General features: G+C 60.2%; 15 protein-coding genes and 1 tRNA gene. 9 read left to right on the top strand and 7 right to left on the bottom strand.

Annotation, left to right across the window (positions count from 1 at the left end; translation table 11 throughout):
* Window positions 1–9 precede the first annotated feature (9 nt).
* Window positions 10–1,527, bottom strand: coding sequence for an aromatic amino acid lyase (locus sake_RS10095; protein ID WP_178945969.1), 1,518 nt, complete (start codon window positions 1,525–1,527; stop codon window positions 10–12).
* Window positions 1,528–1,628: 101 nt separating this feature from the next.
* Between sake_RS10095 and sake_RS10090 the strand changes: the two genes are divergently transcribed.
* Both sake_RS10090 and sake_RS10085 read left to right on the top strand, forming a co-directional pair.
* A complete protein-coding gene (locus sake_RS10090) occupies window positions 1,629–2,285 on the top strand; it encodes an IclR family transcriptional regulator (protein ID WP_129360700.1) in 657 nt (218 codons plus the stop codon).
* 67 nt (window positions 2,286–2,352) lie between these two features.
* A complete protein-coding gene (locus sake_RS10085; protein ID WP_178945968.1) occupies window positions 2,353–3,669 on the top strand; it encodes an MFS transporter in 1,317 nt (438 codons plus the stop codon).
* Here the strand turns inward: sake_RS10085 and sake_RS10080 are convergent.
* From sake_RS10080 to sake_RS10055, 6 genes are all read right to left on the bottom strand, one after another.
* Entirely contained in the window at window positions 3,629–4,477 is an 849-nt protein-coding gene (locus tag sake_RS10080) for a 4'-phosphopantetheinyl transferase superfamily protein (protein ID WP_178945967.1), read from the bottom strand. The genes sake_RS10085 and sake_RS10080 overlap by 41 nt on opposite strands.
* Window positions 4,474–5,271: an ABC transporter permease gene (locus tag sake_RS10075; protein ID WP_178945966.1), complete on the bottom strand. Its 798-nt coding sequence runs from the start codon at window positions 5,269–5,271 to the stop codon at window positions 4,474–4,476. The genes sake_RS10080 and sake_RS10075 overlap by 4 nt, the downstream gene beginning before the upstream one ends.
* The gene (locus sake_RS10070; protein ID WP_178945965.1) at window positions 5,268–6,257 is read right to left on the bottom strand and encodes an ATP-binding cassette domain-containing protein; all 990 of its coding nucleotides are present in this window, start codon (window positions 6,255–6,257) and stop codon (window positions 5,268–5,270) included. The genes sake_RS10075 and sake_RS10070 overlap by 4 nt, the downstream gene beginning before the upstream one ends.
* Window positions 6,254–6,463 carry an MbtH family protein gene (locus sake_RS10065; protein ID WP_129360695.1) on the bottom strand — a complete coding sequence of 70 codons (210 nt, stop codon included), beginning with the start codon at window positions 6,461–6,463 and terminating at the stop codon, window positions 6,254–6,256. Before sake_RS10065 ends, sake_RS10070 begins: the two co-directional genes overlap by 4 nt.
* Window positions 6,464–6,579: 116 nt before the next feature.
* Entirely contained in the window at window positions 6,580–17,178 is a 10,599-nt protein-coding gene (locus sake_RS10060) for a non-ribosomal peptide synthetase (protein ID WP_178945964.1), read from the bottom strand.
* A 732-nt stretch (window positions 17,179–17,910) separates the two neighbouring features.
* Entirely contained in the window at window positions 17,911–19,725 is a 1,815-nt protein-coding gene (locus sake_RS10055) for an ABC-F family ATP-binding cassette domain-containing protein (RefSeq protein ID WP_178945963.1), read from the bottom strand.
* Window positions 19,726–19,823: 98 nt separating this feature from the next.
* Here sake_RS10055 and sake_RS10050 point away from each other — a divergent pair.
* From sake_RS10050 to sake_RS10020, 7 genes are all read left to right on the top strand, one after another.
* Window positions 19,824–19,894: transfer RNA gene (locus sake_RS10050), tRNA-Gln, on the top strand.
* 51 nt (window positions 19,895–19,945) lie between these two features.
* Complete coding sequence (gene glmU / locus sake_RS10045; RefSeq protein WP_178945962.1) at window positions 19,946–21,424, top strand: bifunctional UDP-N-acetylglucosamine diphosphorylase/glucosamine-1-phosphate N-acetyltransferase GlmU; 1,479 nt, start codon at window positions 19,946–19,948, stop codon at window positions 21,422–21,424.
* 3 nt (window positions 21,425–21,427) lie between these two features.
* A complete protein-coding gene (locus sake_RS10040) occupies window positions 21,428–22,411 on the top strand; it encodes a ribose-phosphate diphosphokinase (RefSeq protein WP_129360691.1) in 984 nt (327 codons plus the stop codon).
* Between the two features lie 491 nt (window positions 22,412–22,902).
* Window positions 22,903–24,054: a glycosyltransferase family 4 protein gene (locus tag sake_RS10035; RefSeq protein WP_178945961.1), complete on the top strand. Its 1,152-nt coding sequence runs from the start codon at window positions 22,903–22,905 to the stop codon at window positions 24,052–24,054.
* Window positions 24,041–24,313 carry a hypothetical protein gene (locus sake_RS10030; protein ID WP_178945960.1) on the top strand — a complete coding sequence of 91 codons (273 nt, stop codon included), beginning with the start codon at window positions 24,041–24,043 and terminating at the stop codon, window positions 24,311–24,313. The genes sake_RS10035 and sake_RS10030 overlap by 14 nt, the downstream gene beginning before the upstream one ends.
* Complete coding sequence (locus sake_RS10025) at window positions 24,222–25,397, top strand: acyltransferase (protein WP_243155679.1); 1,176 nt, start codon at window positions 24,222–24,224, stop codon at window positions 25,395–25,397. The genes sake_RS10030 and sake_RS10025 overlap by 92 nt, the downstream gene beginning before the upstream one ends.
* Window positions 25,394–26,446 (top strand): glycosyltransferase, encoded by a 1,053-nt coding sequence (locus sake_RS10020; RefSeq protein WP_129360688.1) that lies wholly within the window; start codon window positions 25,394–25,396, stop codon window positions 26,444–26,446. The genes sake_RS10025 and sake_RS10020 overlap by 4 nt, the downstream gene beginning before the upstream one ends.
* Window positions 26,447–26,451 lie beyond the last annotated feature (5 nt).

Below are 26,451 nucleotides of genomic sequence, written 5' to 3'. Positions count from 1 at the left end.
AAGAGGCCTTCAGGCCTCCGGAAGAATCCCGTGAGCCAGACCCGGGAGTGCTCGGCTGGCCGAGTCGATGTCCGGGCGCAGGTCGTGGTCTGCGGTGACGACGGGGATCACCTCCCGCATGTGCAGTATCGCGCGGTTGAGCGGGGAAGATGTCGTTCTGTCGAGCACATCGAGGGCTCTGTGCGCGGACAGCAGTTCGATGGAGAGCATCATCTGGTAGCTGTCCGCGGCCCGCTCGAGCTGATCGACCGCTTGAGTTGCGAAACTGGCGTCTTCCTCGGCACCCTGCGAGAGCACGACGGTGTTTATCGATGCTGGTTGGGCGGTATTTCTCAACTGCGCCATGGCACTGGCTGCGATGTACTCGAGCATCATGTGGCCGGAGGAGCCATCCGTTCCGTCGGCCAAGAATGAAGGCGCACCCGTGTACATCGGGTCATGGAGCATGGTGATGCGGGACATGACCAGGGGCGCGCTTTGGGCTAAGGCGAGGTTCAACCCGTCGGTGGCGAGGCCCAATGAAACCTGGTGGAATCCACCGTGGTGCACTGCGCTTAGTGATTCGAAATCGAAGAGCGGATTCTCCTGGGCCGTCGAGGTCAAGACTTCGACGAGGTTCAGCAGTCGGTCCATGGCTTCCACCACGGCACCCTGCGACTGTATGTAGGCGCGCAGGCCGAATGGATCCTGGATTCGGGCCGGCTCCGATTCTTCCTCGAGGAGACCACGCATTTCTTCCGCGACCCGGGCCACCGCGGGAAGCACGGCGGCGCGGCCTGCTTGGCGCGAGAAAGCTTGCCGGTTGGCCCGGACAGCCGTGGCCGAAAGAGCAGCGACAACGCGCGAGGAACGCTCGAGCTCCCGCAGCCGCGCCAAGCAGCGTGCCGTCCGAGCCAATGTCAGCGCGCTGCTGCTCATGAACGGCAAAGCGCTGTCTCGACCGAAGGACACGGTTACGGACAATGGCCTTGTGGTTGAGCGTTCCCCATTCAAAGCCAGTGCAGTGGAGGCCAATGCCGCCAAGTCGGCTGTCCCGATGCCTCCTATGGTCCTGATAATGGGCAAAGCATCGTCCCGGAGCATTTGTTCCAGGCCTTGGGCAACGTCCGGACTGATCCCGCTTCCGGACGCCGCGAGCTGAGACAAGCGAATCGCCAACATAACTCGGACCGTTTCCGCGGGAACGTCGGAACCGGCGTCGGCGGCGTGACTCCGGAGCAGTCGCAGGCCGTGCTCGCCGTCATGCTCGTCTATCTCGACGAACCGATTTGCACCCACACCCGTGGACTGGCCGTATACGGGTTGCCGCTCACTGATCTCACGGGCTTGTCGGTGCTGCCGACGGAGCCGGTCAAGGGAATCCGGTGCGAGACGAACCCCGGCACCATTGGCAATCCTGTCGAAATCGGCAATTCTCAGTCCGGTTCCGTCCACCTGGACGGGTGGATCCGTATGACCGAAATGGTCGGATTCCTGATGGTCTTCGCCTCGAAATTGCTGGAGATCGGACTGCTCATTTTCGCGCATGCAGCACAGTCTGCCTCAAATTTAAGGTTTTCACTAGACGGTTTTAATGTTTCACTGGATAAAATTGTTACCCGGATCACCCAAGAGACCGAGAGGATCCCATGGCCGAGACTTCGACCCGAACCGTTGAGAGAGCCCTCGATCTGCTGGGGATCGTCTGCGACAAGGGCGCGATGACGCTGGCCGAGGCTGCGCGCGAAGCGGAACTGCCGGTGAGCACCACCCTGCGGCTGCTTCGGACCGTTGAGGCGAGCAAATGGCTCACGCGGGATGATGCCGGGATTTATCGACCAGGGGTTCGTCTCATCCAAGTCGGTGCCCAAGCCTTCAGCGACGATTCCCTGGCAGAGCTCTCCAGACAGCCTATGCAGGATTTGGCGGCCGAGACGGGCGAATCCGTCTACCTGAGCGTCGAGGCACACGGTGACACGGTCCTGTACATCAGCATCGTCGAGGGAAACCATTCGGTGCGGCATGTCAGCTGGGTCGGCCACACGATCCCCGTGCAAGGATCCGCCGCCGGAAGCGTCCTCCAGGGAAAAACCCCGGAGGAGGGTTACTTGGTTTCGGAGAACATCGTCGAGGAAGACGTCACGGCCATCTCGTCACCCGTCTACGGAGGAGACAGACCCATTGCGGCCATGAGCATCCTGGTCCCCACCTACAGATCGACCAAACAGAAGACCAGAAGCTGCGGGGCACTTCTGCAGCATGCGGCCTCCGAAGTTTCCAGGAAATTGCGAACCTCGTCGCAATAGAACTGGCCAGCATCACATAGCTTCCCGCTGAATTGTAGCGGGCCCGGACGAGCGATCAGGAATTCGAATGGTAAAGATATCGGACGCACCCACGACGCAGGCCATAGACGAGATCCCCTTCAACAGATTTCATCTCCGAGTAACCGTCATGACCTTCGGTGCCAATTTCACGGATGGGTACATCCTGGGGATGATCGGGGCCCTCTTGCCCGCCCTGACAGCGGGCTGGTCCCTCAGCGGTCTCGAATCCGGACTGCTGGCCAGCTCCGCGCTCATCGGTTTGTTCTTCGGCAGTCTGGTCCTCGGCCGCGTCGGCGATCTCATCGGGCGTCAGCGCGTCTTCGTCCTCAATTTCGTGATCATAACGGTAGCCTCGGTCCTGCAGTTCTGGGCCGACGGGTTTCTCAGCCTTTTCATTCTGCGCCTCATCATTGGCTTCGGGCTCGGCGCGGACTACGCCGTCGGACCAACGCTGCTCTCGGAATTTTCTCCGAGGAAGTCTCGCGGCATGATGTTGTCTTCCCTGACCGTCATGTGGACCGTCGGATACGTCGCCGCCAACGTCTTGGGAAGTCTCTTCCTCACGGGGGAAGAATCATGGCGAGTACTGCTTGCCAGCGGTGCCATCCCCGCCCTCGTCGTCCTGGTGGTCCGAATCGGTGCGCCCGAATCTCCAGGGTGGCTCATCAGCAAGGGTCGTATCGAGGAGGCGCAAAAGATCGTCGGCAAATATCTCAAGGCAGATATCTCGGCGACGGATTTGGCCGCAAACGCCAGTCCCGAGGAGAGCCATGGTTTTCGCGAACTCTTTGCCCCGGGTCAAGCGAAGTACACCTGGTTCGGCATTGTGTTCTACAGCGCGCTCGTCCTTCCTTACTTCGCCATTTACACGTTCATGCCGACGATCTTCGAGAACCTCGAGGTATCCGACGGGCACGTGCAGGAAGTGGTCTTGAACATTTTCCTCCTCTTGGGCGGGATCGCCGGGTTGTGGTTCGTCCAGAAATTCTCGCGGCGAGGTGCAACGATCATCTCATTCCTGATCCTCACGGTTTCGCTCGTGCTTCTGGGTCTGCTGGCCGACGGCTCCGTCGCCGTGCTCATGATCCCGTTCGTCGTCTACACCTTCGTGATGTCTGCGGCGTCGAACCTGACGCAGGTGTATCCGGCCGAGTTGTTCCCCACCAGGTTGCGCGCGACCGGTGTAGGACTGCTCAATGCTCTGAGCCGAATCGCTTCCGCGGCGGGAACTTTCATTCTGCCCATCATGTTGACGGCTTGGGGCATCTCGTGGTCGATGTTTGCCCTGGCCCTCGTGCTCTTGATCGGTCTGCTCTTCACCATCAAGTACGCCCCGGAGACCTCGACGAAGCATTTGGTGTAGACCGTAGTTCCGGGGCCACAGAGGCCCGTCGACCTTGGAACAAGTTCTGGGCGATGTCGTGGACATCCGCGGGCGCATTGGTCGCCACGGCGCTCACCGGACCGCCCGCCGACGGTAGAAGGCACACGAAAAGCCCTCGAACATTCGGGCTCTGAGCCTCGGTGACGAGCTGCCACATCAGTTCGCCTGTGAGCTGGTTGTCCCTCCAGAGCGTCGTCCTGTCCGAAGGTTCAAGGAGAACTCTGTTCATGGGATGCTCCAGACCGATGCCGGCGGCTTTCAGCACCGCCTCCTTGGCAACCCACACCGCCAAACGGCTACGTAGGCGTGCGGACTGCGAATCTGCAGTCGACCGACCTGCTCGCACGCAGGCCATGCTCTCAGTAGGGTGCAGCACGTGATCGTCGAAGCCGGCAAACAAGTCATGGGGAACCGCTTCGACGTCCACGCCCAGAGGGGCTTCCGAAGCGTCGGCCCCAACCAACACGGAGGATGCTGAGCTGGATGTGCTCAAGCTGAGACCCGCAACGGATGGTTGTCCGTGGGGGCCCCCGCAACGGTGGCATGAACGATCAATGGGCAGGATCGGTGCCTCCCGTGAGGATTGGCCGCGCAGGTGAGCGGCGAGCAGGCGCAGCGATGCCCGTGAACTGAGCGTTCGGAAGCGGTCCAATGGATCACGACGCCGGCCCGCATATTCCCGATCCTCCGCAGAGGCAGCCTCCTCCAGCTCGTCGGGGGACAGGCCGCCCCAGGGATAAGAACCCCGAGCCAATTTTTCGCAGTCGAACCGCAGGATTGTGATCATCGACGGCTGATGCTGCGATATTGTGCCGAGGCAATAGGCGCGAAGACCGCGATGATTACGGCACAACACACAAACGCATACAACATGGAATTCTGGGCGGGCCAGCCGGTGGCAACTTGGAAGTTCTCCGGAGGCACATTTCCGAACCCATGACGGGCCGCCGTGGCGACCGCGGTCACGGGATTCCACTGTGCGAAGCCTTGCAAGGAGGCAGGCAGCATATCAGCCGACACGAATGCTCCGGATATGAAACAGACGGGGAAGAGCCACAGCAGACCCAGGCTCTGGGCGACTTCGACACTCCGGGCCGTCATCGCAATAACGGCTCCCACCCATGAAATAGCGAATGTGTACAGAACCAGCAAAAACAGGGTCAGGGCAATGTGCAGGGGATCGCCGTTGATACGCCAGCCGATAGCCGTTCCGCATATCAGAATGATCATGATCGACACCATGCTGGTCATCAAATCTGCCCAGACTCGACCCAGGATGACACCGATTCTCGACATCGGCAGGACCCTGAAGCGATCGACCATGCCCTGGTGCAAATCTTTGGCAAGATACACGGCCGTGAACGAGGAGTTGAACGTCAAGGTTTGAGCGAGTATCCCGCCGATCAGGAACTCCCGGTAGTCCTTCCCGCCGAGGGCCCCACCGAAGACGAAAGCCAGGATCAGTACGAAGATGATCGGCTGCGCGAAGCCGGTAACCAGGGCGCCTGGAGTTCTCCTCAGAGTCGTGAGGTTCCTGCGAGCGATCGTTTTGCCGTCGCGGATCGCTGCGAGAGCACTCATGAAAGGACCTCATTTCGAATAGGGTCTTCGCCGAGGGTGTCAGCGGGAGACTGCGCGTCGGTGGGCTTGCCCGTTATTTGCAGAAATACTTCGTCGAGTGTGGGTTGACGCAGTCCCGCTTCGGTGACGTCCACCCAGCGATTGCCCAGCATACGGAGTACGGAACGGAGGCTCTCAGTGCCCAGAGGCGCTGGCGCCGTGGCGCTGAGTGCCTTCTCATCAAATGAACCCTCCAAGCCGCACTCGGCGAAGGCTTGCCGGACCGGACCAAAAGCTTGCTGAGGGGAGAACCGGACGTCGATCCTCGGACCTCCGGCCTTGGCTTTCAGCGTTTCAGAGGTACCTTGGTCCACAATCCGACCGCTGTCGATGACCGCGATGGAATCGGCCAACACGTCAGCCTCTTCAAGGTATTGGGTCGTCAACAGCACAGTTGCTCCGCTCAATGCCAGAGCGGAGATAGCCTGCCATGTATCGCGACGTCCACGAGGGTCCAGGCCCGTAGTGGGTTCGTCCAGGATGACCACCCTCGGTCGAGCAACGATGGCCCCGGCCAGGTCCAACCTGCGCTTCATTCCGCCTGAGTAGGACCCCGCCAGTTGGCCGGTGGGAACGTCATCGAGCCGGAATTGCTCCAGAAGTTCTTTGGCCCTCGAACGTGCCTGTCGTCGCGCCATTCCATAAAGCTCTCCCACCAACTGCAGATTCTCGAAGCCAGTGAGCTTTTCATCAATAGCTGCGTACTGCCCTGAAACACCCAATCGAGCTCGTACCGCTTGCGCCTGTCGATTCACGTCCTTGCCATCGATGTATGCATCTCCGGAACTCGGAACCAACAAAGTGGTCAGTATTCGCACGATCGTCGTTTTACCAGCGCCGTTCGGTCCAAGCAGACCCTGAATCGTACCGGCAGGGACCTCCAGACTGACCCGGTCCAGAGCGCGAAACGTGCCGAACGTTTTGGTGACCTGGCGTAAGGAAATCATGATTCGCCCAATGGGGAGGTCGGTTGCGGAGTGATGTCTTTCCAGTTCTTCTCCACATAACTCAGGCAGTCAGCACGCGGCGCGGGTCCGAAGACCACTACCCATCCGTGGGGCACTTCTGCATACTCCGGCCACAGCGAGTGCTGCTGGAGATCATTGACCAGAACACGAAAACTCGAGTCCTCGCGATCGAAAGGATTCGTCATGTTGTTGCTCCTCTGTTCAAATATTTGGGTTGTTTTTCGCGTCAGGGCCCCGATCCGACGATGTGCGCAATCGGCACGTTCTCAAAAGATCCGGGCGGTAGAGGCATGTTGGTTCACTAGAAAGACGGCTCCGTGACACACAAGTTGAGATCCAAATCCGGTCTCATGACCTGCAGCGCGTGCTCACTGAGCATCTGACCGTGGGTAACCGGAACGGGTCGGATCCGTAATTCACCGGTGACGAAGGGGCCCCAATCATCCGGGGACGGCCTGTCCCCGGGGACGTCCTTCGTGGCTTCGAAGACCAACATGTCTCCCGAGAAGGTATCGATCTCCGCCTCGTCCAGGAGACTCGCGGCGCGATGGAAGCGTTGGAGCAAAAGTTCCATGGTTTCCTCGGGCAACGAACCGAATGGGTGGTCGTGCTGCCGGAAGCATTCTCGGACCGTGCCAGCTGACAGTTCCCGAGGGAGATGGTCCGTGATGCCATTGGCCGACAGGAAGCCGCGCCACATGTCGTCTCGGTCGGTCAGCCTGGCCATGGAATCCGACGAAGGGTAGGCATCCAGTACCGCCAGTGTTCTCACCTCGTCGCCGTCCTTCTGAAGTTTGGTTGCAATAGCCTGCGCGAGACGGCCTCCAAAGGACCATCCGACGAGGTGGTAAGGACCAGTGGACTGCTCTTGGCGGATTCGACGAACGTAACTGTCAATCAACTCGTCGGCGGACACGGGTTCGAACTCCTCCGAACGCTCTGGTGCGATCCCCGGCATCTGCAGACCCAGAATCGGTCTCTTCATTCTCAAATGCGTCATCAAGGACGAGTAAGACCAACTCAAGCCGCTGGCCGGATGCACCGCGAAGAGCGGTTCGCCTACACCGTAATCCCGTAGCGGCAGGACCGGACCGAGACTCTTCTGCAAAGAGGTTTCGCCCGAGTCCGCGAGAGCTGCCAGGGATTCTACGGTCGGTGCTTGGAAGAGAGCCTGAACTGGAAGCTCAGTCCGTAGGGCTTTGTTCACTGCATCGACTGCCGCCTGAGCGACGAAAGAATGCCCTCCGAGCTCGAAGAACGAGTCGTCTGCAGCAATATGCTCTGTGCCAAGGACGTGGCCGAAGGCTGCCGCAACGACCCGTTCAGCGTGCCCCCAAGGAGCACGCCCCACGCTAGCGCGGGTACGAGGCTCCGGCAGCGCCTGATCATGGATTTTGCCGTTGGGGGTCAACGGAATTTCGTCGATCGCTTTCACGGCGCCGGGAACCATGTAGTCAGGTACCTGGCGACGGAGCTCAGCGATCAGCTCGACTTCGAGCTGGGAATCGGTGCGCTCTGGGCGCTTGCCGGCATCCGGAACAACCCAAGCGAGAAGAACCGTGCCCCGGGCCGAAGGTCGAGCCCGGACGACCGCGTGTGAGACCAACGGACTGGACCGTAGCACGTATTCAATTTCCGTCGGTTCCACACGATAGCCTCTGATCTTGACTTGGCTGTCCGAGCGACCGCGGACCCTGATGCGCGGTTGATCATCCTCGGTCGACTCACGCACGGTTACCAGGTCTCCTGTCCGGTACATACGGCTGCCATCGGATGTGAACGGGTCGGCAACGAAAGCCGCGGAGGTTGCTTGGGGATCACCAAGATATCCATGAGCCAGCTGTGCACCGGCGATCCACAGCTCGCCTACAGCACCGTCCGGAACGGGCCGCAGGCGTTCGTCAAGGACATACGCCGCAGTGGCACCTGTCGGCGGACCCAGATATGGACAGGGCGCCTCCGTGATGGCGCCGACCAGGCAATCGACAGTAGCTTCAGTAGGACCATAGAGATTCCACGCATGAGTGGAGGGACGCTCCCTCAGCCACGTCCACAGTCCCGGGTCTATAGGTTCACCACCGAGCAACAAGACGAACGGGTCGTCGAGCCCGTGCCCGTCGAGGTATTTTTGCAGGTCTTGATCCCCGGTGAGAGCGGTGATGTAGCTGGGAGTGCTTTCCCAAGCCGTAATGTGGTGTTGGGCGAAATATTCGAGCAATGACTGTGGGTTGCGGCGCGTGGAATCGTCAATCATGTGCAACTCATGGCCCGAAATCATCCAGAGCACCGGATCCATGGCGGCATCGAACCCTACTCCGGTCGTGTGCGCCATCCGTTTTCTCCCGGAACCCTGCCGTGGCAAGACGGTAGAGCGATGTGAAGCAAGCAGGCGGGAGAGGGCCGACTGTGGAACTTGTACTCCCTTGGGTTTGCCCGTGGTTCCGGAGGTAAAGACCGTATAAGCAGTCCGGTCCTGACTCGAAAGGTTGCGGGGCTCAGAGACCGGGACTCGATGCCGAAGGTCAAGAAGCTCTGCCACGTCAATCAACCGGGGCGAGGTACGCTCTGCAGCGTCTGTCGAGGACGACGTCGAGCCGGCGTCGAAGACACTGCCGAGACCTCTTCCGGATGATGCGGCGTCCTCGTTGGACGAGTCCGTGGTGCGGAGGACCAGACTGCTCCCGGAACGGGTGAGCATTTCCGCTATGCGCGCATCCGGCATGGTGATGTCCACGGGCAATGCGCTCGCGCCGGCTTGCCAGATGGCCAGCAGGACGGCCACGGTATCGATCGACCGGGGAAGGCATATCGCGACGACATCCCCGGGAGTCACACCGTGGGCTTGCAAGCCTTTCCGGAGGCTGCGGACGTGTTCGTCCAAGTCCGCATAAGTCATCGACCTCGATCCGGCTACGATCGCCGTGTCTTGCGGTAATCTTCGGACGGTCTCCGCGAACGTTTCCACCACGGAAACTGCGGATTCCTCGGTTGGCCAGGGGGCCAAGGCCGTCGCGGTTCCGTCCAACGACACGGCGTTGATTTTCCTGTCCGGGTCCGTGGTGACTTCCTCCAGGTAGGTCCTCCATTGATCTATTAACCGTCGAGCCGCATTGGGCGTGAACATCGCGCTGTTGTACTCCAACACTCCGTCTACCGCGGTCCTGTCAGCTCGGGGCCGGAGAGTAAACGACAAATCGACCTTGGCGCTGCCAGTGGTTTCTGATTCCAGGGCGGTTGCGGTAACGCCGGGAAGATCCAGCGTCAGCTCGACCGGTTGCTCGACCGAAAGCATGGTCTGGAACAAGGGATGACGTCCGAGCTGGCGCTCCGGGTTGTGCGCCTCAACGATTTGCTCAAACGGCACGTCCTCTGTCTCCAGAGCCTCCAGCGTCACTTCTCTCGCCGCGGCGACGGCGTCCGCAAACGTGGTCTCCTCAGGGTCGGTCCTGATCCGCAAGGGAAGCGTATTGACGAAAAACCCCATGAGGTCCGCGACGTCAGGGTCTGTGCGGCCGGCTGATGGCGCTCCGATCACGACGTCGTCGCCGGCGCCTATCCGTTGCAGGTAGGTGGCCAAAGCGGCAAGCCATGCGTGGAAATCGCTCGCAGACTGGGCGGTGGACACCTCGGCGAGGCTGGTAGCCAGCGTGGCCGGCATCTCGAAATGGAGTTGGTCCGCTGGTTGCTCGGCACTGTTGCGGCGAGCGCCCGAAGACGGGAGGGACAGTTCGGCGGGCGCTCCGGCCAAGCGCTCGACCCAACGCCTCAGGTCCGGAAGCTGCAGCCTGCCGTTGCGGGTAAGCTGTGCCTGATCAGAGGCCTCACGGCGTGCAACGTCGGAGAACTGGAGGTCCTTCCGAGACTGCACGCCGGCCGTTCCGCTTTCCCGGGCTCTGTAGCTCCGAGAAAGATCATCGGTCAACGGTCGCAGGGAAGCCCCATCGGTTGCGATGTGGTGGATGATCAGTTCCAAGCGCCAGGTGTTCATTCCGGTGGGCACGACAGCGGCACGGATCGGAAGCTCGCTTGCCAGGTCGAAGCCTGAGCCGTAGTCCAGCGGCCGGTCGCTGACCAGATCCTCGGGCACTTGGTGCACGCGTTGAACGGGGTTGCCCGCGACCTTCGGATATGTGGTTCGAAGAATCTCATGACGTTGAACGACATCGCTGATCGCTCCGGTGAGTGCTGCGGTATCCAAGTCGCCCTCGAGCCTGACACGCAGGAGGACGTTGTATTCCGGAGACTCAGGGTGCAGTTGGTTGAGGAACCACAATCGCGATTGCCCCAGAGTCAGCGGCACCTCCGTCGCATGATCCCGCGGGTGGGCATCGACCCAAGCACCCAATCCAGCCGACTGGTGGATGTTCGCTGACCCGCTCTCGGCGGGTATGTTGCCTTCCCGAATGGCTGCGTGGGGTGAGGCTGGTCCGCTAGAAGTCAGCCATTGCGAGGGCGTCGGCGCTTCGAAGACCTCCCTCAGGGGGATCTGCAGGCCGAGTTCGTCTTTGAGTCGACCGACCAGGGTCACAGCCAACAGTGAATGACCGCCCATGGCAAAAAAATCGTCGTCGAGGCTGACGGCATCCACGCCGAGTACCTGTGCCGTGAGGGCACATACGGCTTGTTCCCTTGTCGTTTGTGGAAGGGAAGCCCCGTGATGGGTCTGGGGCCGGGGGAGACGAGCGACGTCTACTTTTCCGTGAGAGGTCAGTGGAATTGACGCGATATTTTGGATCCGTGTGGGAACCATGTAGTTGGGCAGTTGAGCCAGAATCCGCTGGCGAATATCCTCAGGGTCCCCTTCGCCCACTATCCACGCTGCCAATTGAGCGGTTTCGGAATCCCCCGGAGTGACAAGGCGTACGACCGCGGCCTGGACGCCCTCCGTGTCTTGGAGCACGGATTCCACCTCGGTTACTTCGACTCGGTTACCACGGAGCTTGACTTGATCATCCTCGCGTCGCAGGAACTCCAAAGCTCCGCTGGCCTTTCGCCGCACCACGTCGCCGGTGCGGTACATCCGTGTGCCGTTGCTTCGGGGATCCGCAACGTAACGCGAGGCGGTCTCGGACGGCCGATCCACGTATCCGTGAGCTTCTGAATCCCCGTGGAGATACAGTTCTCCTTCGACGCCCGGAGGAACAGGTGCCAACGTATGGTCGAGCACGGAATAGCTCACGTTGTTGATGGGCTTGCCCAGATGCGGGTGGGGACCAGCGATTTCTCCCAGCAACGCGTCAACCGTGAACTCGCTGGGCCCGTAGAGATTCCAGCCGTGGATGGACGGAGCCTCGGCGATTTGTGCCCACAAGGAATCGGATACGGCCTCGCCCCCGAGAGCGAGAGTCACCTGCTTCCCTTGGGCCTCCACGGAAGCTTCCAGGCCGAGCGCAAGTAATTGTTGCGCATAGGAAGGCGTAGTTTCCAGAATGTCCGCGCCACCGACCTTGTCGAAGACCTCGCTCGTATCCTCAGCTCGATGTTTCGCATCAGCCTCTGCACGGCGAGGGGTAGCCGGTGCTGCCGAATCTCGAGCGAGCGCATCCAGGATCATTTCTGCATCCACTCGCTGGGCCTCGGTCGGAATCAGCAGGGTAGCCCCGCAGATGAGCCAAATAACAGGGTCCCAGGCCGCGTCGAATCCCATACCCGTGGCGTGCAAGACGCGAGGCAATCGTGGAGCCACCGCGCGCTGGTGAGCTCCGACGAGGCCCTTGTAATGTTGGGTCAGTAGATTATTCAGGGCCCGATGTGGGACTTGGATCCCTTTCGGAGCCCCGGTGGTCCCCGAGGTAAACACCTGGTATGCCACGTCCTCGGGCGAAGGCATGGGAGGCAAAGTCGTCTCGTCACTGTCGCGCAGGTCACCTATGGTTACCTGCCGTGATGGAACCGTCAGACTGGAACTGCCCGCCTCCGGCACGAGCGGAGCAGCGTCACTGCTTTCGGTGATGATGAGCCGAGGCTTTGAGGCCTCTTCGATTCGAGCAATGCGTGCCGCGGGGTAGGTAACGTCTATAGGGACCGCCACGCCACCGGACCGCACGACACCGAGCAGAGCAATGATGGAACCGACGCCGCGTGGGAGAGCGATCAACACTGCGTCACCGCGTTGAATACCGTGGGCCGTCAGTGCAGCCGCTACACGGCGGATTTCCCCGGCCAGCCGGACATAGGTGATGTGTTCGGAGCGATCCGCCACCGCAAGATGCCCTGGGTATTGCCGTGCGGTGTTTTCGAATAACTCGAAGACAGATTCATGAGCGGGCGTTCTCAGACCGTGTGAGAGATTCTCCATCCAACTCGTGGTTTCGGCGTCAAGAGCCGTGAGCTCGGAGAGCCGGTAGTGCGAATGCTCGACGAGCGTGGCCAACACCAGATCCACGGCATCCATGATGCGTTGGGCCGTGGACTCGTCGAACAGCGATTCGTCAAACCCCAGGACGGCATGTATGTCTCCGGACTCTCCATCCGGGGTGCTGAAATCAAAGAGCAAATCCGCTTTGACTCCAGCGCTGACGCGTTGGGGTGGTACGGTCACTTCGATATCTTGAAGGTCCACTGCGGCAGCCGGAGTGTTCTGCATCGTGAGCAGCACCTGAAAAATCGGGTGCCGTTGCGGGTCCCTCCGCGGATTGACCGCATCGACCACGGTGTCGAACGGGAGGTCTTGATGGGCGTACGCGGCGATATCCGTCTCCCGGACACGTTGGAGTGCCTCGGAAAGACTCGGGTCCCGATCAAATCTCGTGCGCAAAGCTATCGTGTTAACGAAGAACCCCACGAGGTCCTCGACCTGCGGATCGGTGCGTCCGGCGACCGGGGTGCCCAAAACGATGTCGTCGCCGGCCCCGTATTGTCTCAGCGCGACCGCGACGGCCGTTTGCAGGACCATGAACAGGCTGCTCTGATTCTCGGCGGCGATTTTTCGTAGGTTGTGATGCCGCTGGGCATCAATTCGCAACAGCAACTCCCCGACGCCGTTCGAGGTGCTCTGGTTTTCGGCATCGTGGTCGGCCGCACTGGCCGCAGAACCTGTCAGGCCCGGGGCCCGGGGCCGATCCCGGGGGAGAGCCATTTCCTCAGGCATGTCGCGCAACTCGGATACCCAGAACCGCACCAGCTCGTGAGCCGTGCTCTCAGGATCGGCGGGGTCACCCAACTGTTTCCGCTGCCACAAGCTGAAATCCGAGTAGCTGATTGTGGGCGAAACGAGCGGGTCATTCTTCCCGGAATTCCGCGTGAAATATGCGGTGGACAAATCTCGGGCGAATGGTGCGAGGGACCACCCGTCCGTGACGATGTGGTGCATGACCACCATCAGCGTATGGCGATTTTCTCCAGTTTTTGCCAACACGGCCCGCAACGGAACTTCGTTGGCGATGTCGAAGGGCCTCGTTGATTCTTCGTGTATGACGTGGTCGAGCTGTTGAGGCGGGATCTCTACGCTCGTGAGCCGGGGCCGTCCTGATTCTCCGTCGAGCACATGCTGGATCGGCTCGCCCTCGGGCGAGGGAAATACAGTGCGCAACGGCTCATGCTTGACGACGACGTCCGACAAGGCCTCCTTGAGAGCCCTGACGTTGACGGGACCTGTCAAATGCAGAATAACGGGAACGTTGTATGCCGCTGACGAGGGTTCGAGCTGGCTGAGGAACCACAGGCGTCGCTGGGCCGGTGCAACCGGGATAGTCTCTGGGTGCTCCTCTCGTTGCAAAGCCGGCGTGCCAGTGCTAGCTTCGGCACCCTCGATCTGTGCCGCCAAGCGCCGAACAGTCGGGTTCTCGAAAATGTCTCGTACCGCGACCGGAACCTGGGTCCGGTCCGAAATCAGTGCCGCCAGCTGAGTTGCCAACAATGAATGTCCGCCGGCGGCAAAGAAATCCTCGTCCACTCCGACAGACTCGGCCGGGAGGCCCAGGATCTGTCCGAACGCTTCTGCCAGTTCCATTTCTGAAGCAGTCCGTGCCTCCCGAGTCGAGGCTGGTTCCGTTGCTTCCGGGGAGGGCAGGGCCTGACGGTCGAGCTTGCCATTGGAGGTCAGGGGGAGGGCGTCCACGATGACGATCTGGGCTGGGACCATGTACCCGGGCAGAGTCGAATGAAGGTGATTTTTGACGGTTCGGACATCCAGCGACATCTTGGTATCGCTTCTGGGCCCGGTCGCCAGATATCCGACCAGCCGAACGTCTTCGCCGTAGTTGCTGACCAGCACGACTGACTGGGCGACTCCGGGGACATTCTGAAGCGCTTCTTCTATCTCTCCGGTCTCGACCCGGTACCCCCGGATCTTGATCTGATCGTCGGCTCGCCCCAAGAACTGTATTGTGCCGTTGGGGCGACGTCGGACGAGGTCGCCCGTACGGTACATCCTGGAACCATCCGCCCAGAAGGGGTCCGCCACAAAACGGGAGGCGCTCAGCCCGGTTTGCCCCACGTATCCCTGGGCCAGGTTGAGGCCGGCCAGATACAGTTCGCCTGTTGCGTGAGGTCGAGAGAGGTTCATGTTGGCATCCAGGATGTAATGCCTGGAGTTGCCTACCGACGTGCCAAGATGGGGTTCTTCCCCCGGGGAGATGACGGTCAGCATGCTGTCAACCGTTGCTTCGGTGGGGCCGTACAGATTCAAAGCCGTGGTGTTGTTCAAAGCGGCCAAGCGGTCCCACAGTGAGGCACTGATCTCTTCGCCGCCGACGGCCACCGTTGTCGGGTGCCCGTCGCTTTCGAAGAGTCCCGTATCCAACAGGGCCTGGACGAAGGTGGGCGTGGTTTCAATGAAGTCGATGCGCAGATCGTGAAGGTGCTGTGCCAGCCGCTGCGGGTCCCTGCGGGTTTCGTTATCGACCATGACCAACTCGTGCCCCGCGAACAACCACAACATCGGGTCCCATGCGGCGTCGAAGGACAAGCCGGCAGTGTGGGCTATCCGGGCATGCCGGTGAAGTTTGTGCGCAGTCGGGTCGAACAACTCGGTACGGTGCTGTAAGAGCAGGTTTGCTAGGGACCGGTGCCCGACTCCGACGCCCTTGGGGCGACCGGAACTGCCCGAAGTGAAGATGACATAGGCCAAATCGTCGGCAGATACCCGAGGCAGACCGCGAGCATCGGCGCTTTGGTCTTTCCATGAAGTGTCGGAGTCCACGATCACGGTCGGCAGATCCCAGGGAGCGCCGGACTCACGATCCGCAGAGGCCTGTTCTTGGCTGGTCAGAAGGAGGGCTGGGTTCGCGTCCTCAAGCATTCCGTGGACCCGTTCAGTGGGGTACTCCGGGTCCATTGGCACATAGGCACCGCCGGCTTTCAGAACAGCAAGGATGAGTAAGGGCAGCAGTACACCGCGTTCAATACGCACCGCCACGGGTTGGCCCGTGTGAAGACCCGAACTGCGCAGATAGTGTGCCAATTGGGTGGACTTCGATTCCAGCTCACCGAAGGTCAGCGAGCCTGCCGGGCTGGTAACCGCGGTTCGGCGTGGTTGTGCCCTGGCTGCTTCTGCAAACGAGTCCATGACGGGCCGTGGTTCCACCCGCTGGGCCGGTCCTTGACCCTGTGACAACAGTTCGCTGGTCCCTTGGGGATCGGTGCTTCGCATCCGCCCGACGACGTCGTCCTGGGCAGTGCGCAGGGCGAGGGCAATGAAATCACGCAAGGCTGATCCGTGCTCGGCCAGGAGCTCGGGCGAGTACAACTGCGCATCGCCTTCGAGAATCAGCGCTGGTTCCGCTGCTGCGCTGTCCAACCCCGCAAGAACTATTGAAAGGTCGTTGACGGGCCCCGTCGAGAGGATATGAACCAAACCTGTGATCTGACCGAAACGCAGATCACCGATCATGGGGAGAAGGTTCACCGACGGGCCGGTACGAGGGGGCGCGGAATCCAACGATTCCAACCTGAAACGTTGGTGCTTGAGCACTTTGCGCAGGACCGTTCCCGTGGTCGCAAAGAGTTGTTCGAGAGTCAATGAGGCTGAAGTGTCCACGAAGAGCGGCAGGACGTTGGAGAGCATCGCCGGGGTGGATTTGGTCACTCGTCCCGAACGCGCCGTCACGGGCAAGCCTAGGCAGACGCGTCCCTGTCCGGTGTGCTGCGAAATATACAACGCAATAATACTGATGATGGTTTTGGGCAGATCCCTGCCGAGGTCTCGGAGCTGTTGACTCTCTTCAGAGGACAGCGGAATCGTCGCTCGGGTGACCTCATGAGCGACACCATTGACCGTGCCTTCCAGTCCCTCCGCAATAACGTCTCTGCTCGATTCTTCGCGCCAGAAATCCCTGTCTTCTTCGTATTGGTCGGAATTCTGGTATTCGTCCAGAGACTCCAATAAATCGTCATGGCTCGGGAATACGCGCTGATTTTCTCCTGCCGCACGGGAGTCGTCCCTCAGGGTTTTCTCATCGATTTGCCCGGATGAGAATTTCTGGGAAATCTCCGAATAGACCTGAGCGAGGTGCTTCAGGATCATCACGGCTGAATAACCGTCGGCCATGATGTGGTGTACGCGGAGGAAAAACATGGATCGGCCGTTGGGCAATTCGAACACGGTGGTTCCAAAGAGATCGGGGCCGGTCATATCCCTGGGGGTGTTCATTTCTTGGTCCATGCGCTCTTTGGCTCGCTCTATCGCGTTTGACTGACCCATGTGGCGCAAGTCGACGACGTCGAGAACCTCGGCCAGCGGTTCTGGCCGCTCTATAGTCGCGAAAGGACCACGGTCGTCCTCGTGGAAACGCATGGACAGCGCGTCGATGTCTCGCATGGATCGCGCTATGGCGATGTCGAGAACGCTGGGATCCGGGGTCCCGTCCAGATCGAGGTACTGCCCGATCTGGTAATGAGGATTTTGGGTGTCCAATTGCTGCGCATACCAAATACCGTACTGAGCGGGCGTCAATTTCATCCGCTCATGGTTGGTGAGCGGAAAATTGGCTTGAGCCGTCCCAGGTGACATACGGATATACTCCAAAATCGGTTATTCGGTTGCAGGTCGAGGCACTATTACTGGAACTGCCCTATTTGTAGGCCGTTCAGGAGGCCCCCAAAATCCACTAACGGGCCGTTGACGAGCGTCAATTGTGTGAGCGCTAGGTGGTCCAAGGCGGTTTGCAGGACGTTACCGGCAGCTGTGAACAGGGCGGTTAACGGCATGTTGTGCTCCATAAATTGTGTGAGTGCCATTGGCCTGATCGATTCGTCGAAAGGGCTTCATGGCCGGGTTACACAAGGTATTCGGAGGCCAGGGTGACATTGGATTGCCGATTGAGGAAAAGATTGGCACAGCACGGACGAGCCACGAGATCCCGCCGATGAGCCGAACAGACCTTTCCGCTCATGGTTCGAGCAGGCCTGTGGCGCGCCCGTGGACCGAGAAGACCGAGGATGAGGGTGCGCGGAATAACCCAGCGTGGAGCGCTAGCTCGGCCGGGTGGAGATTTCGGACGGTATAGGTCTTAGAACTCGCCTACCGACGGTGCTGGTTCGCAGGGGAGAGGCTACCGGGTTATGCGCACCCCGCACCGATTGCCGCAAGACGCCTGGATGTGGCGGCAAGGAAGCTCTTATTGACTGGAATTCGGGTATCCGGGTCTACGGTCAACGCTGGCTTGCTGCCTCTTCTCCGGTTCTGCGTCGTCTACCCTGCGATCTCGGACAGCTCCAACCAGCGCATTTCGAGCTCGTCGACTTCGTTCTGAATCTCTTGGACCTTGCGGCCGAATTCGGCCAGGCCCTCGTAATCGGACTGGTCGTGCGCGGCCATTTCTTCGTGGAGCTTCTGTTTGGTCTCGCTCAGCCTTGAGAGCTTGCGGTCGATCGCTTTGATCTCCTTCTGGGCCTCGCGGATTTCGGCTCCGGAATGAGTAGCGTCCGTGCGTGAGGCGGCGGTGGCCTCGGACGCGGCAGTTGCCCGCTTCTCCCGACTCACGGTTTCGGCTCGGCCCTGCAGCTCGAGGTATTGGTCGACGCCACCGGGCATATGCTGGAAAGAACCGTTCATGACGGCATACTGCTGGTCCGTCACTCGCTCCATGAGGTAACGGTCGTGGGAGACCACCAGGAGGGTGCCGGGCCATGTATCCAGCAGATCCTCCATGGCCGCCAGCATGTCCGTGTCCAAGTCGTTGGAAGGCTCGTCCAGAATCAGCACGTTCGGCTCGTCCAACAGGATCAGCAGGAGCTGCAAACGGCGCTTTTGACCGCCCGAAAGGTCGCGAACGGGGGTCGACAGATGCGCGTTCGTGAAGCCCAGACGTTCGAGGAGCTGACCGGGCGTCATCTCCTTGCCATCGGCGATATAGCTGGTCCGCTTGCGGCCGATGACTTCCGAGACCCGCTCGTGCAGAACGTCCTTCAGCTCGTCCAGTTGCTGCGTCAACGTCGCAACCCGCACCGTCTTGCCGCGTTTGACCCGACCGTCCGAAGGTGTGACGTCGCCGGTGACGAGTCCCAGCAATGTCGATTTACCGGCCCCGTTGACTCCGAGGATCCCCGTGCGCTCACCTGGTGCGATTCGCCACGTCACGTGGTTCAGCACGGACTTCTCCCCGCCGGAGGGCAGGGGATAGGAGACGGAGACGTCCTCGATGTCGACGACGTCCTTGCCCAGTCGTGAAACGGCCATTTGCGAGAGCTCGACCTTGTCACGAACCGGTGGGACGTCGTCGATGAGCTCATTGGCGGCATCGATGCGGAACTTCGGCTTGGACGTGCGGGCCGGCGCGCCTCGTCGGAGCCACGCGAGCTCCTTGCGCATGAGGTTTTGTCTTTTGGCTTCGGCGGCGGCTGCTTGGCGGTCGCGTTCGACTCGTTGCAGGACGTAGGCGGCGTAGCCTCCCTCGAAGGGATCCACCATGCCGTCATGCACTTCCCAGGTGTCGGTGCAGATTTCGTCCAGGAACCAGCGATCGTGCGTGACCGTGAGGAGTCCGCCTTGAGATTTCGGCCACCTGTTCTTGAGGTGTTGTGCGAGCCAGGTGATCGCCCCGACGTCGAGGTGGTTGGTCGGCTCATCCAGCATGAGGACATCCCAATCGCCCACGAGGAGTTCCGCGAGGGCGACCCGTCGTCGTTGTCCGCCTGAGAGCGAATTGACCGGAGCCGACCAGTCGAGGTCCTGAACCAGACCGGAAATAATGTCTCGGATCTTTGGATCGGACGCCCATTCGTACTCCGGAGTGTCTCCGACCAACGCGTACCCGACGGAATGGTCATCGTTGAGGACGTCGGATTGGTCCAAATACCCGACGCGGACGCCGGAACGAATCGTGACGCGTCCTGCATCGGGTGTGATCCGCTGGGCAAGCAATGACAAGAGAGTCGACTTGCCATCACCGTTCCTGCCGACGATTCCGATGCGATTTCCCTCGGAAACGCCGACCGTGACTCCCTCGAATACGGTGCGGGTAGGAAACTGAATATAGAGCGATTCGCCGCCGAGTAGATGTGCCACGAGCATTAGCCTACGTGTTACCGACTCGCGGACAGAACCGGTCGCATGCTTTGATACGATAGGTAACCGTTCGTGGGGCATGTGACCCCGACGGGTGATCCGCCTTGGTGTAATGGCAGCACAGCGGCCTTTGGAGCCGCTTGTCTAGGTTCGAATCCTAGAGGCGGAACGAGTTGGCGCACCCGCGCTGGCAGCATCCACAGCAAGGAGTCTTACTCTCTTGACCTCTGGTATTCAGGAAGCGCCCTCAGCGGTCATCGTCTTGGCCGCGGGCGCCGGAACCCGCATGAAGTCCTCGTTGCCCAAGGTGATGCACTCGATCGGTGGCCGGTCGATGGTTGAACATGCGATCTCGACCGCTCGCGAACTCTCACCCGAATATTTGGCCGTTGTGGTCCGCCATCAGAGGGAACGTGTGGTCGAGCACGTCAGCGCCTTTGATGACCAAGCGCTGATCGTCGACCAGGATGACGTCCCGGGTACTGGCCGGGCCGTCGAAGTCGCGGTGCAAGCACTGGATGACCTCGGCAACGGGCACATCCAGGGTACCGTGATCGTCACATATGGTGATGTTCCTCTCCTGACATCTTCCACGATCAGTGATCTGACCAGGTATCACCGGGAGCAGGGCAATGCTGCCACTGTCCTGACGACCAACCTGGACGAACCGGGTGGGTACGGACGCATCATTCGCAATGAAGGCGGAGAGGTCACCGCCATCGTCGAGGCCAAGGATGCCAGCCCCGAACAACTTGCTCTGACCGAGGTCAACTCGGGAATCTATGCTTTCGATGCCGAAGCTCTCCGCGAGTCCCTGCGCGCCGTGACCACGGAAAATGCTCAGGGTGAGAAATACCTCACGGACGTTTTGTCCATTGCCCGGGAAAACGGTCGTCGAATCTCCGCATTGACGATCGACGACCGATGGGAAGTCGAAGGGGCGAATGACCGAATCCAGCTCTCTGAGCTCGGAAAGGTTCTCAACCAGCGCATCGCCGAAGATCATATGCGTAACGGCGTAACCATCGTGGACCCTGCAACGACGTGGATTGATACCACGGTGCGCATCGCCAACGACGTCACGATTCTTCCCGGTACCCAGTTGCACGGCAAGACCGTGATCGAGACCGGCGTGACCGTAGGGCCGGATACCACGCTCACCGACGTCGAAATCGGTGAAGACGCAACCGTCATTCGCACGCATGGCTCGGGTGCTCGCGTTGGGCCCCGATCAATCGTGGGACCGTTCGCTTACCTCCGGCCCGGGACCGTTCTCGGCGAGGACGGCAAGATCGGCACTTTCTGCGAGACCAAGAACGCTGATATTGGTGCCGGCTCAAAAATTCCCCACCTCACCTATGCCGGTGATGTGGAAATCGGCGAGAATTCCAATATTGGGGCGGCTTCGGTGTTCGTCAATTACGACGGCGTCAACAAGCACCGCAGCGTAATCGGCTCAAACGTCCGCATGGGCTCCGACAACATGTACGTCGCCCCCGTTCAGGTGGGCGACGGAGCCTATTCGGGCGCCGGAACGGTGATCCGCAAGGACGTTCCGGCGGGCGCGTTGGCTATTAACGAAGCTCCCCAGCGCAATCTTGAGGGCTGGGTCGAAAAGAAACGTGCGGGCACGGCAGCGGCGGAAGCCGCCCGGAAGTCACGCGGTGTAGATGCTGAAAATAGCGGCGAGGAAGGCTAGTCCATGACCCAGACCATGACCAACCCAGGGGAGAAGAAGCTGGTCCTGGTGACAGGACGGGCCCACCCCGAGCTCGCGGAGTCCGTGGCCGAGGAGCTGGAGTGCGATTTGCTCCCCGCCTCGGCCTACGACTTCGCCAACGGTGAGACCTATGTGCGGTTCGAGGATTCCGTGCGTGGTGCTGACTGCTTCGTGATGCAGTCCCACCCAGCGCCGATCAACCAGTGGCTCATGGAGCAGATCATCATGATCGATGCTCTCAAGCGCGCCTCGGCTCGCCGGATTACCGTTATTGCACCGTTTTATCCTTATGCGCGGCAGGACAAGAAGCATAAGGGCCGTGAGCCCATTTCGGCTCGCTTGATCGCGGATCTGTACAAAACCGCTGGTGCGGATCGCATTATGAGCGTTGATCTCCACACGGCGCAGATCCAGGGCTTTTTCGACGGCCCGGTCGATCACCTGATGGCTATCCCGCTGCTTGTTGGCTACGTGAAGACTCGCGTGGATCTGAATAACGTGACCGTCGTGTCCCCGGATACCGGCCGTGTCCGCGTGGCGGAACAATGGTCGGAATTGCTCGGGGGCGCACCTTTGGCATTCGTGCACAAGACGCGCGACATTTCGGTCCCCAATCAGGCTATTTCCAAGACGGTCGTGGGGGATATCGAAGGCCGCTCCTGCGTGCTGATCGACGATATGATCGACACTGGCGGCACGATCTCCGGAGCTGTCAAGGTCCTGCAGGAGGCAGGGGCGAAAGACGTCATCATCGCCGCTACGCACCCGGTTTTCTCTGGACCTGCCTGTGAGCGATTGGAAAAGTCCGGTGCTAACGAGGTCATCGTGACCAACACGCTTCCGGTCCCGGAGGAGCACCAGTTCGAGAATCTCACGGTGCTTTCGATTGCGCCGTTGATTGCCCGGGCCATCAAGGAGGTCTTCGAAGACGGTTCGGTCACGAGCCTCTTCGGCGGCGTGGGCTAAACTTCATCCGGTGGCCCGGTCTATCGGCCTGGGCCGCCGAAGAAGAGCTGGATCATTTGGGGGAGATACAAAGCGATGACAACTCTGCCCGTGTGGGGGACACGGACGGCTGACGAGCCCGTTACCGTTGGCTCAGCGGCCCGGGGAATCCATGAATTCAACCTCGGAACGAGGTTTCTGTGAATTCATTTTCGATAGTTATTCCTCATTGCGGAAATCCACAACCGACATTGGCATTGGTGCGGTTTCTTTCGTCTGATGAGGCCTTCGGCTAAGCAGCCCCCCGAGATCATTGTGGTCGATGATCATTCTCCTGAAGCATGTCCGCGCGCAATACCCGAGTGCACAGTGATTCGGCGTGACTCCAACGGTCGGTTCGGCTCCGCAGCGAGTACTGGAATGCGGGCCGCCTCGTTGATTCCGGAAATATGGCAGGGGCATGTGAACAATGGGGAAAGCTGCTCCACTGCTACATGGGAGCGCTTGGAAAAGTGGCTTTAGTAGATTCTCGGCCGCGAGCATTGTGGCTCGTCCCCGTCCCGGATATCGGGGGAGTGGCCCGCCACGTCCTTGACGTGGCACGGGCGGGTCTGCCGGGTTGGGATCTTCACGTTCTCTGCCCCGCCGGTGAGCTGGCCCGGCGACTTCGTGCCCAAGGCTCGCACGTGGAGACCGATGAGTTCGGAACCGAATTCGGCCTTCTCAGATCGGCCCGGACGCTCGAACGTGCTATCAGGCGGCTTCGACCTGACGTCGTACATTCTCATTTGGCCTTCGCGGACGTCGTGTCCGCAACGGTTGTGGGTCTCCGTCAGGTGATGGGTCGTTTGCCGGGGACCTCCGCAGCACCGTTGTTGGTTACGACGGAACACGGAATCGCACCAGAGGATTCCACATACCAACCCTCGCCGGTGCGGGCGAAAGTCATGAACATCGTTCACTCGAGCCGGCTCAGAATCACTGACCGGGCAATCGCCGTGTGCGAATCGACCAAGTGCGTCATGGAGGCGAAATGGCATGCCCGTGATGTCCACGTGGTCCGCAACGGGGTCGACGTCGGCGCGGTCCAGAAGGCCGTCGGGCACCACAGGGAGAAGCACGAATCAAGCGAGGGAACGCGATTTCTGACGCTCTCCCGGTTGGCGCCTGAGAAGCACATCGATACGGTGATCCGTGCGTTCGCCGCGGTTCACGAGGTTGATCGTGAAGCAACGCTCGTTGTCGGAGGGGAGGGGCCTCTGAAAGCCGACCTCGAGGCCCTGGCGAGCGAAATGGAACTGGAGGAGGCTGTCACGTTTCCCGGTTTCGTGGAACCGTACCAGGCCTTAGCTCAGGCGGACGTTCTGGTGCAGATCTCCGAGTGGGAGAACTACTCGTACACTCTCTTGGACGCCGTCGCAGCCGGAGTTCCTGTGGTGACCAATGATGTCGGTGGGAACCGGGAGATCGTGGGCGGAGACACTCTTGCTTCACCCGTATCGACTGATGATCTTGTGGAGAAAATGAGAGGCTGTTACCCGGTCATTGGCTCCACGCCTGACTCCGGCGCACGGCCATTGCCTAACCTCAAGACTATGACCGCTTCCATCACGAAGCTCTATCCGCCGAGTGACTCAATGAGGCGAACAAATGACCGGATCTAAGAAGTCGCCGGAAGTGGTGGTTCCATTCGAGGCGGGCATCGTCCGGCAGACAGACCGGGCTACAGCATCGGCCGGCAGGTTGCATTTATTCGAATTCCTCATGGGTGTGCTGATGGTTCGCGTCGGAACCGTCGTTCCTGGATCGCCGGTTGCCATGCCGGTCACCTATGCAGGTGTCCCGACAGGGGTTATCCAGCGGAAAGAGGCCGCCTGGATACCGAGCCCTTCGAGAAATAGGGGACTCCACCGTGCGGGATAGATTCAAGGAACTTGACGGTCTGCGGGGCATAGCGGCGCTATTCGTTGTATTCAGTCATTTCACAGGCGGGTACGATTCCAAGTACGTCGCGAGTGAGCCATTTCGCTTTGATATGTACTGGGGCGCTTATGGGGTTCAGCTTTTCTTCCTGATCAGTGGATTTGTGATCCTCATGAGCGGATGCACATCTCGTCGGCCTAGCGATTTCGTCATATCGAGAGCCGCAAGGCTGTACCCGGCTTACTGGCTCGCCCTCTGCGAGTCAATTGTTTTGTCAGTGGCATTCGCCGTTCCCCATACCGACATCGGTTGGGTCAACCGAATACTGAATTTTGCGATGGTTCAGCGTCTATTTCTGGTCCCGAACGTGGACGAGGTCTATTGGACGCTGGCTATTGAGATGCAGTTCTACATCTTGGTATTCGTGATTCTCTGGATCACTCGGTGCAGGTTGACCGACAAACTGCTCTACTGGATTTCTGGTATCTGGCTGTTGGTTGCATTCTGCATTGCCCTCGTCTTCGGGGGATACTCGCGAGGCCTCGACCCCCAGCTCGTCTGGGCGCCGGTCAAGATGCTCCTCAACGTCTTTGTAGTCCAGTGGGCACCGTTTTTTATCACCGGAATGTTCGCCTTCCGGGCGAGATACAGTTCCGGTCCCGATGCCGGCAAATTTTGGGCTCTCAGCTGTTTGGGCGGAGCGTTCGCGGTACTCATGCACGCCACCCTGCACGGTTGGACCGAGAGTGTGTGGGTGCTCGGTGTGGTACTGATATTCCTGGCCGTCGTCGCCCGCCGGAAGACGAGGGTTCTGCTTTTGGGCCCCGTGCAATGGTTCGGCACGATCAGTTATTCCTTGTACATCGGCCACGTGGTCCTGGGAAATCTGGTGATCCACTGGACCGTCGATTCCGTTGGCCGTCCACTGGCAATGTGTATTGCCTTCGTGGTGGTTGGCTTGAACGCGGCGGTGCTGCACTACACGGCAGAAACGAGGGGAAGCCGTCAGACCAAGGAACTGCTTTTGTGCCTTCGAGCCAGAATCGACCGCCGCTTCGGCATAAGAGAGGTGGGTCCTCAATGACGGTTTCTCGTCTCTTGATAGCGACCAACAATGGCGATATTTCCGGCGGGGAGAATATGATGTTTTCCGTGGCTAGCGCCGTCCGCAGCATGGGGCGCGAAGTCGTCATCGTGGCGCCCACAGAACCAGGGGACGTTCTGGAACGGGCGTTCGAAGAAGGCTTCATGCGCCAGGAGATCCAGGCCCGCTCCCGATGGCAGTATGTTCTTGGGCTGGCCTATTTCGGAATGAAACATCGTTCCGAATGGATCTGGTGCAACGGGCTGGTACCTTCATTCGCCCTCGGCGCCCATCGGCGCAAAGTTGTGCATCTCCACCAAATACCCGTGGGAGTCAACGCGTTTCTGGCCCGTATTGCCCTGCGAGCGGCTGCCTCCCGATTGGTTCCCTCCCAGTTCGCCGCGGATCGCGTAGCGGGCACGTGCGCTTTCCACAATTGGGTACCGGAGATTCAAACCGGTAAACGAACGCTTCGCCTTTCTGGACCGGTTCGGGTCGGCTTCATCGGCCGTATGTCTCCGCTCAAAGGTGTCGTGACTCTGGGAAACGCGTGTCGACGTCTCTTGGCAGACGGAACTGACCTCGAACTTCATTTGGGCGGCGGCCGCGACCATGTGGCTCGGGACAATACGGACCAGGTCGAGCTCGCCCTGAGCAAGTTTCCCGAATCCCGTCTGTTCCGGCATGGTGTCCTGCCGGTCGAGACCTTCTTGAGCATGATCGATGTACTCGTGGTTCCTTCTCAGTGGGGCGAAGTCTTCGGGCTCGTCGCCGCCGAAGCGATGAGCGCGCGCGTGCCGCTTGTGGTCAGCGACGACGGCGGATTGCCGGAGGTCGTGGGGCCGGACTACCCATGGACTTTCCCCTCCGGTGACGTCGACGCATTGGAAGCGATGCTTCGTCGAGCAATCACGGCGCTCACCGAATCCCCGGAGTGCGTCGACTCCTTGACCGCAACGGCCCATAACCGTTGGCAGAGGCTCTATTCGCCAGCGACAGGTTTGGCAAGAACCCGCGAGGTCCTCGAGACGATTGACTCCATCGATTGAAATGC

The sequence above is a fragment of the Kocuria sp. TGY1127_2 genome (assembly GCF_013394385.1).
GTDB lineage: Bacteria > Actinomycetota > Actinomycetes > Actinomycetales > Micrococcaceae > Rothia.
Note: the sequence above shows the minus strand (reverse complement) of the source record. Positions and strands in the feature narration are given on the sequence as shown.